At 66.1% G+C, this 9,732-nt stretch carries 9 protein-coding genes; 1 reads left to right on the top strand and 8 read right to left on the bottom strand.

Annotated elements, in window-relative coordinates:
* Positions 1 to 545 (top strand): LysR substrate-binding domain-containing protein (locus GV832_RS17520; RefSeq protein ID WP_265332522.1); only part of this gene is annotated, 545 nt, incomplete at its 5' end.
* Between the two features lie 128 nt (positions 546 to 673).
* On the opposite strand, the gene GV832_RS17515 is transcribed toward GV832_RS17520, so the two are convergent.
* From GV832_RS17515 to GV832_RS17480, 8 genes are read right to left on the bottom strand one after another with little or no spacing between them, the layout of a single operon-like run.
* On the bottom strand, positions 674 to 1,654 hold the full coding sequence (locus GV832_RS17515; RefSeq protein WP_168776176.1) for a LacI family DNA-binding transcriptional regulator: 981 nt from the start codon (positions 1,652 to 1,654) through the stop codon (positions 674 to 676).
* 42 nt (positions 1,655 to 1,696) lie between these two features.
* Positions 1,697 to 3,268, bottom strand: coding sequence for a GMC family oxidoreductase (locus GV832_RS17510; RefSeq protein ID WP_168776175.1), 1,572 nt, complete (start codon positions 3,266 to 3,268; stop codon positions 1,697 to 1,699).
* Positions 3,269 to 3,276: 8 nt separating this feature from the next.
* Complete coding sequence (locus GV832_RS17505; protein WP_168776174.1) at positions 3,277 to 4,029, bottom strand: 3-ketoacyl-ACP reductase; 753 nt, start codon at positions 4,027 to 4,029, stop codon at positions 3,277 to 3,279.
* Complete coding sequence (locus GV832_RS17500) at positions 4,026 to 5,495, bottom strand: GMC oxidoreductase (protein WP_168776173.1); 1,470 nt, start codon at positions 5,493 to 5,495, stop codon at positions 4,026 to 4,028. The genes GV832_RS17505 and GV832_RS17500 overlap by 4 nt, the downstream gene beginning before the upstream one ends.
* Complete coding sequence (locus tag GV832_RS17495) at positions 5,495 to 6,601, bottom strand: ABC transporter ATP-binding protein (protein ID WP_168776172.1); 1,107 nt, start codon at positions 6,599 to 6,601, stop codon at positions 5,495 to 5,497. The genes GV832_RS17500 and GV832_RS17495 overlap by 1 nt, the downstream gene beginning before the upstream one ends.
* 3 nt (positions 6,602 to 6,604) lie before the next feature.
* Positions 6,605 to 7,483, bottom strand: a complete 879-nt coding sequence (locus tag GV832_RS17490; protein WP_168776171.1) for a carbohydrate ABC transporter permease — start codon at positions 7,481 to 7,483, stop codon at positions 6,605 to 6,607.
* Positions 7,483 to 8,376: a carbohydrate ABC transporter permease gene (locus GV832_RS17485; protein WP_168776170.1), complete on the bottom strand. Its 894-nt coding sequence runs from the start codon at positions 8,374 to 8,376 to the stop codon at positions 7,483 to 7,485. The genes GV832_RS17490 and GV832_RS17485 overlap by 1 nt, the downstream gene beginning before the upstream one ends.
* A 56-nt stretch (positions 8,377 to 8,432) precedes the next feature.
* Positions 8,433 to 9,686 (bottom strand): ABC transporter substrate-binding protein, encoded by a 1,254-nt coding sequence (locus GV832_RS17480; protein WP_168776169.1) that lies wholly within the window; start codon positions 9,684 to 9,686, stop codon positions 8,433 to 8,435.
* Positions 9,687 to 9,732: the final 46 nt, after the last annotated feature.

Raw genomic sequence — 9,732 nt, 5'->3', positions numbered from 1 at the left:
TGGCGGCGCATCCTCTGGTGACGGTCGAGGTCTCGGTCGATTATGGCCTGACCGACATCGTGGCCGAGCGCTTCGACGCAGGCATCCGCATCGGCGAGCACCTGGCGCAGGACATGATCGCGGTGGCAATCTCCCCGCCCCTTCGGATGGCGGTCGTGGGCGCGCCGGGTTACTTCGCCACCCACGGGACGCCCCAGACCCCCGCCGACCTGCACACCCACCGCTGCATCGCGCTGCGCCTGCCGCGCCTGGGCAATATCGCGCCCTGGGAGTTCGAGAAGGAGGGCCGCGTGGTCAATGTCCGGGTCACGCCCAGCTTCGTGAACAACAGCCTGCACTTGGGTCTTGCGGCAGCCTTGGACGGCATGGGCCTCGCCTGGCTGCCCGCCGACCTCGTCCGCCCCCATGTCACTGAGGGCCGCCTGGCCTCGGTGCTGGAGGACTGGTGCCCCAGCTTCCCCGGCTATCACCTCTACTACCCCAACCGCGCCGCCCCCTCCTCGGCGCTGGCCGCCCTGGTCGAGATCCTGCGGCTGAGGTCATAGGCGTCCAAGCCGGCCGACCTTCCGACATGGTCATGTCAGAAGGGAAAGGCCTGCTGTCTTGCGCTTGGTCAAGCTTGCCGAGGTCACCTCTGTCCAAGACGGCCATCGCGTCGGGGCTGTGACGCCCGTCACCCGGCACGAGACGAGCCGCGGACCACGAGGGTGACGGGGGTGCGCGTCTCGGGCGGAGGCTTCGTGCCGTCGTTCAGCCAGGCCAGCACCGCCTCGGCCGAGCGGCGGCCAAAGCCCTCGATGTCACAATGCACCGTGGTCAGGCCGGGCAGGGACTGGGCGGATTCCTCGATGTCGTCGAAGCCCACGAGGCGGAAGTCCTGGCCGACCTTGACCCCGCGATGGGTCAGGCCCGAGAGCATCCCCAAGGCCACAAGGTCGTTGAAGCACAAGGCCGCGTCGAAATCGCCCATCTGCGCGCGGCCAAAGGCCCGGGTCGGGCGGCCGAGGATCACATGCGGCGCGAGCCCAGCCGCCTGCATGGTCGAGAGATAGCCCGACATGCGCTCTTGCGTGACCGAGCGCCCCTCGACCCCGCCGACGAAGGCGATGCGGCGCGCGCCCTGGTCGATCAGGTGCTGGGTGGCAAGCTGGCTGCCATGGCCGTAGTCGGGCACGGAAAACGGAAAGAGGTCGGTCCTCTCGCTGACCTTGCGCAGGACCTGCAGGGCGGGGACGCCCGCGCGCTCCAGAAGCCCGAAAGCCTCGTCGTCGCCATAGGCGGGCGAGATGATCAGGGCCGAGACGCCATGTTCGACCATCCCCGCGATGGCGCGTTGCTGGAGGCGGGGGTCCTCGTCGGTATTGGCGATGACGGCGGCAAAGCCCGCCTCCGACAGCGCCATCTGCACCGAGGTGGCGAATTCGGTGAAGAAGGGGTTGCGCAGGTCGTTGATCACCAGCCCGATCAGCCCGACCTGGGAGGAGCGCAAATTGGCCGCCGCCCGGTTGTAGACATAGCCCAATTCGGCCATGGCGCGGCGCACATCCTCACGCGTCTGGGCGGCCACGGTCGGGCTGTTTTGCAATACCAGGCTGACGGTGGATTTCGAGACCCCCGCCGCCTTGGCCACATCTATGATCGTCGGTCGTCCCATATGACTTCTTTCCCGCCCGATGCCCGCCCTGTCCAGCGGATTTTAACCCTTCCGGATCATGTCGGCCGCCTTTTCGGCAATCATGATCGTGGCGGCATTGGTGTTCGAGGACACGACCTGCGGCATGACCGAGGCATCGACGACCCGCAGCCCCGCGATCCCGTTGAAGCGGAGCTGCGGATCGACCACCGCCTCGGCATCCGCGCCCATCCGGCAGGTGCCTGCCGGGTGATGGTCGGTCTTGGCATGATGGCAGGCATAGTCGAAATAATCCTGGTCGCTGCGGACGTTCGGCCCCGGCAGACGCTCGGCCAGGACGAAGGGCTTCAGGGCGGGCTGGGACATGATCTCTTGCGCGAGCTTCAACCCCCGGATCGACATCTCGCGGTCATAGGGATCGGCCCAGTAGTTCGGATCGATCAGCGGCGCGGCCAATGGATCGGCGGAGGCCAGGCGCACCGTGCCCCGCGACCGGGGCCGCAAAAGCGCCGAGTTCAAGGTGACGCCGCCCTGGGGCATGGCGGCGACCCCGGCCTCGATTCCCGAGCCAAGGCCGAGGTGGAACTGGATATCCGGGTGCGCCGCGTCCTTGTCGGCCCACCAGAAGCCGCCCGTTTCAAACAGGCTCGAGGCCACCGGCCCCTTGCGCGTCAACAGGTATTGCAGCCCTGCGACCGCCGACCAAAGCGGCTTGGCATAGCGGTCATAGGTATGGGGCCCCGTGCATTCGGCGATGACGAAAAGATCAAGGTGGTCGTGGAAATTCGACCCCACGCCGGGCTGATCCAGCACGACCGGGATCCCCAAATCCCGCAGGTGATCGGCCGGACCGATCCCCGAGAGCTGCAGCAGCCGGGGCGAGCCGATGGCGCCCGAGGACAGGATCACCTCGCGTTCGGCCCGCACGAGGCCCTTGCCCGCCAGTTCCACCCCCACCGCGCGGCCCTTTTCGACGACGATGCGCAGCACCTGGGCGCCGGTCATCACCTGCAGGTTCCCCCGCCCCCGCGCCGGCCCCAGATAGGCCTTCGACGCCGAGGACCGGCGCACATTGCGCTGGGTCAGCTGGTAATAGCCCACGCCCTCGGGCGTCTCGGAGGTCAGGTCGGGGTTCGTGGGGATCCCCAACTGACCCGCCGCCGCGAAGTACGCCTCGCAGATCGGCAGGGGCGCCGAGGGTTTGCTGACCCCCAGGGGCCCGCCCTTGCCATGCCAGCGGTTGTCGTAGGTGTCGTTGTCCTCGGCCTTGCGAAAATAGGGCAGGACGTCTTCATAGCTCCAGCCCGGGCAGCCCATCTGGCGCCAGTTGTCATAGTCCAGCGGATGGCCGCGGGTATAGATCTGCGCGTTGATCGTCGAGCCTCCGCCCAGGACCTTGGCCTGGGTAAAGCGGATCTGCATGTTCTTCATGTGACGCTGGGGCACGGTCTGCCAGCCCCAGGACCCGATCCCCTTGGTCATCTTCGCGAACCCCGCCGGGATCGTGTAGAAGGGATGCCAGTCGCGCGGCCCCGCCTCCAAGAGCAGGACGCGCAGGGCAGGGTCCTCCGACAGCCGCCCCGCCAGGGTCGAGCCGGCCGAGCCGCCACCCACGATGATGTAATCCCAAGCCATGTCGCCTCCTAGCGTCGCGGGATCGACAATCCGCCGTCCACCGGCACGATTGCCCCCGTCGCAAAATCCATCGCCCCCATGGCCATCGGCACCACGACCCGCCCGATGTCGGCAGGTTGCCCCCAACGGCCTGCAGGCACCAGTCCGCCTGCAATCCGCGCCTCGTGGCGGGCGCGGATTTCGTCGCTCATCTCGGTCTCGATCAACCCGGGGCGAAGCTCGAAGACGCCGATCCCCTCGGGCGCAAGCCTGACCGCAAAGGCCTCGGCCGCCATCGAGGCCGCCGCCTTCGAGATGCAATATTCCGCCCGGTCGACCGAGACCATGCCGGCGGAAACCGAGGTCACGAAGATCAGGGCGCGGTAATCGCTTGCGGGGCGCGAGACCATGCGGCGGGCGACCTCTTGCGCAAGGAAGAAGCTGCCGCGCAGGTTGATGTCGAGGACGAAGTCGAAATTGGCGGGTTCGATCGACAGCATGTCGCCCGCGATCCTGGCCGGCACCCCGGCGTTTGACACCAGGGTCGAGATCGGCCCGCAGGTGGTCTCGATCTCGGAGACCAGCTGGGCGACCTTCTTGACCTCTTGCAGGTCGTGCTGGAAATAGCGCGCCCCTGGCAAGCGACCCAGCGCGGCGGCGATCACCGGGTGACGCGGCGGCGCCTGGCCCACCAGGGCCAGGGCAAAGCCTGCCTCCTGCAGCGCCTCGGCGATGCCGAGGCCCACGCCCTGATGGCCCCCGGTGATCACGGCGAGCCTCATGCCATCCTCCGCGCTGCGCGCAGCGAGAGGGCGGCGATGGTCAGGGCCGGGTTCACCGCCGCCGAAGTGGGCAGGACCGAGGCATCGGTGATCCAGAGGTTGGGGTGGTCATGGGCGCGGCTGAAAGGGTCCACCACGCTGGTGCGCGGGTCCGCCCCCATCCGCGCCGTGCCGCATTGATGGCTGGGCGTCTTGCGGTCGAAGGGCCGCGACAGGACCAGGGGAAAGCCCGCCTGGCGCAGCTTGGCCTTCAGCGTCCTGACGAGCGCCAGATGCGCCTCCCAGTTCGACCTCCGCCAGTCGAGGCAGATCTGGCCGTCCCGCAGCGTGACGCGGCTTTCGGGATCGGGCAGGTCCTCGGACATGGCGTAGAAGTCCCAGGAATGTTTCGCGATCCAATGGGCGATGAGGCCCGGTACTCCTTGGGCCTGCAGGATCGGCCCCGAGATCTTGCCCAGAAGCTGGATATTGCCCAGGGGTGCGCCCTCGGGGCCCTTCAGGTAGAAATCGTTGATCTGGAAGGTCTTTTGATAGATCGCCGCGTTCCGGCGCAGGGGATGCACCGCCAGCACCGCCGAGGCATTGTGGTTCATGAAGTTCCGCCCGACCTGGTCGGAGCCATTGGCCAGGCCCCTGGGGTGGCGCGCATCGGATGACCCCAGAAGCAGCGCCGCCGTCTGCACGGCCCCTGCGGCCAGGGCGAAACTCTCGGCCTCGATGGTCTGCGGCTGGCCGTTCTGCAGGACCTCCACCGCCAAGATACGGCCCGTGGCATCGGCGCGCAGCCGCGTGGCGCGGGTCTGGGTGAGCAGGGTCACATTGGGATGACGCAGCGCCTGGATCAGCGCGGTCTCGGCATCCATCTTGCCGGAACCCGCATTGGGGAAAGCATCCCAGGGCGTGGGCGCACGTTTCAGCCAAGCGTCCAGGTCCACTCCCAGCGGCAGGCTGGAGGGATGCAGGCCCACCGCCTTGAGCCGGGCGCGGGCCCAGGCGATGGAGGTCTCGTCCGGCACGGGCGGGAAAGGATAAGGGCCCGAATGGGGCGGTTCGGTCGGATCCTCGCCGATCTGGCCGCGGACGTTGTAAAGCCGCTCGGCCGCCTGGTAATCGGGTTCCAGCTCGTCATAGCTCAGCGGCCAGCCCGGGGTCGTGCCGCCCATGTGGCGGAGCGGCGAGAAATCCTCGCGGCGATAGCGGATCAGCACCGCGCCGTAGAATTTCGAATTGCCGCCGACATAGTAGTAATTGCCGGGGTTGAAGGGCTGGCCCTTGCCGTCCAGCCAGACCTGGCGCGGGCGGAAATGGCCGCGGCCAAAGATCGCGCGGTCGTCGCGGGTCTCGGGCGTGTCGGTCAGGTGATCGCCGCGCTCCAGCACGAGGATCCGCCGCCCAGAGGGCGCCAAGGCCGCCGCCAGCGTCGCCCCGCCCATGCCGGAGCCGATGATGACGAGGTCGGGACGCATTACGGGGCGATCCTTTCCTCGGTCTTGGGATCGAAGGCCACGGCTTTTTCCATGTTGACGGCAAAGTCGAAGACCTGGCCGGCCGCGACCGAAGCATCGGCGCGCATCCGGGCGATCGTGTCGCGGCCGCCCAGCGTCATGGTGACGAAAGTATCGGCGCCGGCGGGCTCGGTCACGGTGACGCGGTTTTTCAGGCTCACGATATTGCCGGACTTGCGGTCGGCGCCCTCGGGGTCGGTGATGGCCTCGGGGCGGATGCCCAGAAGGATCTCTTGCCCCGCCGCCAGGTTGGTCTGCGACAGGCGCAGAAGCTGGGGAGCACCTTCGCTGTCGGTGATCTGGGCGTGATGCGCGCCCTCCTGGACCACGACTTTCGCGGGCAGGATGTTCATCGCCGGGCTGCCCATGAAGGTCGCCACATAGACATTGGCGGGCGTGTCATAGATCTCTTTCGGCGTGCCCAGCTGCTGGACATGGCCCTTGTTCATCACCGCGATCCGGGTCGAGAGCGTCATGGCCTCGATCTGGTCATGGGTCACATAGACGATGGTGGTTTTCAGCTTTTGATGCAGCTTCTTGATCTCGGTGCGCATGTCGACGCGCAGTTTCGCGTCCAGGTTCGAGAGCGGTTCGTCGAAGAGGAAGACATCGGGGTTGCGGACCAGGGCGCGGCCCATGGCCACCCGCTGGCGCTGCCCGCCCGAGAGCTGTCCGGGCTTGCGGTCCAGAAGGTGGTCGATCTGGAGAAGCTTGGCCACCTGGGCGAGGGCGCGGTCACGCTCGGGCTTCGGCACCCCGTGCATTTCCAGGCCGAAGGTCATGTTCTGCCCCACGGTCATGTTGGGATAAAGCGCATAGCTCTGGAACACCATGGCGATGTTGCGCTTCGACGGATGCACCCCGTTGACCACACGGCCCTTGATGGCGATCTCGCCGCCCGAAATCGCCTCGAGCCCCGCGATCATGTTCAGAAGCGTGGATTTCCCGCAGCCCGAGGGCCCGACGAGGACGAGGAACTCGCCCTCCTCGACCTGAATGTCGACACGGTGCAGGACCTGGACCTGGCCATAGGATTTGGTGACGTTGCGGATATCGAGGAAGCCCATAGGTCAGCCTTTCACGGAGCCAGCCATCAGGCCGCGCACGAAATAGCGGCCTGCGACGATATAGACGACGAGGGTGGGAAGGGCGGCAAGGATCGCGCCCGCGAAGTGGACGTTGTATTCCTTCACGCCGGTGGACGACTGCACCAGGTTGTTCAGCGCCACGGTCATGGGCTGGGAGGTCCCGCCGAAGGAGGCTCCGAACAGGAAGTCGTTCCAGATATTGGTGAATTGCCAGATGACCGAGACGACGGCGATGGGACCGGACACGGGCAGAAGGATGCGCCAGAAGATGCGGAAGAAGCCCGCGCCGTCGATCTGGGCCGCCCGCACCAGCTCGGTCGGGAAGGCGGCATAGTAGTTGCGGAAATACAGCGTCGTGAAGCCCAGGCCATAGACGACATGGACCAGCACCAGGCCGGGGACCGAGCCTGCGAGGCCGAGTTTGCCAAGCGTCACCGCCATGGGGATCAGGACGATCTGGAAGGGGATGAAGCAGGAAAACAGCATCAGCCCAAAGACCCATTTGTCACCGCGAAAGCGCCATTTGGTCAGGACATAGCCATTCAGCGCGCCAAGGATGGTCGAGATCGCCACCGCCGGCACGACCATCAGGATCGAGTTCAGGAAATAGGGGCGCAGGCCCGTGGGCTCGACCCCGATCTGGGCGGTCGACCAGGCGGCGCCCCAGGCCTCCAGCGTCCAGACCTGCGGCAGGGCCATCATGTTGCCTCCGGTGATCTCGGAGAGGGGTTTGAAGGAATTCACCCCCATGACGTAAAGCGGCAGAAGGTAGAAAAGCGCGAAGAGCACCAGGACGAGCTGGATGCCTGCGCGGGCGGCGCGGCCGGTGCCTGCGGCGCTCTCTTGGGCCACGGCGGACATCAGGCTTTCTCCTTCAGTTCGGCATAGATGTAGGGGACCATGATGGCCGCCACGGTCATCAGCATGATCACGGCCGAGGAGGCGCCCACGCCCATCTGGTTGCGGGTGAAGGTGTAGGAATACATGAAGGTCGCGGGCAGTTCGGTGTCGCGGCCCGGGCCGCCTCCGGTCAGCGCGATGACCAGGTCATAGGATTTGACCGACAGATGGGCCAGGATCACGAAGGCCGACATGAAGGCGGGGCGCAGAAGGGGAATGACGATGCGGCGGTAAAGCTGCGGGGTCGAGGCGCCGTCGATCTGGGCGGCCTTCAGGATCTCGTTGTCGATGCCGCGCAGGCCCGCCAGGAACATCGACATGACGAAGCCGGAGGTCTGCCAGACGGCCGCGATGACGATGCAATAGATCGCGAAATCGCCATCCTTGATCCAGGTGAAGTGGAACGAGGTCCAGCCCCAGGATTGCAGGATATGCTCCAGCCCGATGCCGGGATCGAGGAACCACTTCCAGGCCGTGCCCGTGACGATGAAGGACAAGGCCATGGGGTAAAGGTAGATCGGCCGCAGCATCCCCTCGCCCCGGATCTTCTGGTCCAGGAAGATGGCCAGCATCAGGCCAACGCCCATGCAGATCGTGATGTAGAGCCCGGCAAAGATGCCGATATTGACGATGGCGGTGTTCCAGTTCTCCAGCGCCCAAAGCTTGGAGTAGTTGGACAGGCCGACGAACTTCCACAGCGGCAGCATCTTGGACCCGGTGAAGGACAAGATGACCGTGAAGAGGATGAAGCCGTAGACGAAGAAGATGGTGACGGCGAAGGAGGGGGCCAGCACGAGTTTGGGCAGCCAATCCTGCAGGCGCGTGCGGAAATCTGGCTGGGGGGATCCAGTCATGTTGGGCACTCCGGGACGTTTGGGGGGAGGGGGCACCCGAAGGCGCCCCCAGATCGTTACTTCGCGGCAGCGACAGCGGCGGCCAGCGCCGTGGCCGCCTCGGTTCCGCTGGCGAACTTGCCGTTCATCGCGCCGGTGATCACGTCATAGGCGGCGTTCTTGACGGCGGCAGGGGCTGCATGGCCATGGGCCATGGAGCCCACCAGCGAACCCTTGGCATTGGCCTCGGCCAGGTCCGCGATGCCCTTCTTGCCGCAGTCGTCGAAGTCGGTGTCGGGCACATCGGTGCGTGCGGGGACCGAGCCCTTGACCACGTTGAAGGCCGATTGGAAGGTCGGGCTCTCGATGGCCTGGGCCATGGCGAGTTGCGCGGCCTTCTTGTCATCGCCGTCCACGTTGAACATGGCGAACTGGTCCGAGTTGAAGGAGACCGCGCCTTGCGTGCCGGGGAAGCGGATGCAGACGAAATCGGCGCCGGGCTTCTGGCCCGCCTTCAGGAACTCGCCCTTGGCCCAGTCGCCCATGATCTGCATGCCCGCCTCGCCCTTGATCACCATGGCCGAGGCCAGGTTCCAGTCGCGGTTCGAGAAATTGGCATCGAGATAGGAGGAGAGCTTGATGAAATGGTCGAAAGCCTCGGCCATCTGCGCGCCCCCCAATGCCTCGGGGTCCAGTTCGACGAAGGCCTTGTTGTAGAAATCGACGCCCTGGGCCAGGACCATCGAGTCAAAGACCGTCGCATCCTGCCAGGGCTGGCCGCCATGGGCGATCGGCGTGATGCCCGCCTCTTTCATCTTGTCCAGCACCGTCACCAGTTCGTCCCAATTGGTCGGAACGGCCAGGCCCGTCTTGTCCAGCGCCGCCTTGTTGATCCAGACCCAGTTGGTCGAATGGACATTGACCGGCGCCGAGACCCAATGCCCGTCATACTTGGCGAAGCGCTGCAGGGCCGCCGGGATGACCGCATCCCAGCCCTCCTTGGCCGCCACCTCGTCGAGGTTGCCCAAGCTGCCCTGTTCGGCCCAGTCCTGGATGTCGAAGCCCAGCATCTGCACGGAGGTCGGCGCATCGCCCGCATTGACGCGCGCCTTCAGCGTCGTCATCGCAGCCTCGCCGCCCCCGCCCGCGACCGGCATGTCGACCCAGCCGATGCCTTGCCCGGCCAGCATGTCCTTCAGCACATTCAGCGCGGCAGCCTCCCCGCCGCTGGTCCACCAATGCAGCACTTCCACATCGGTCGCGCGGGCAAAGCTGGTCGTCATCGCCAGAACCGCCGCAGCCGTCATGGTCTTCCCGAAAAATCCACGCATCAGATAGCCTCCCGTTGATTGCGTTTCTCTCGTTGACCCCTGACCC

Source organism: Stagnihabitans tardus (assembly GCF_009925085.1).
Classification (GTDB): Bacteria; Pseudomonadota; Alphaproteobacteria; order Rhodobacterales; family Rhodobacteraceae; genus Stagnihabitans; species Stagnihabitans tardus.
This window is presented reverse-complemented; position numbering and strand designations above follow the sequence as displayed.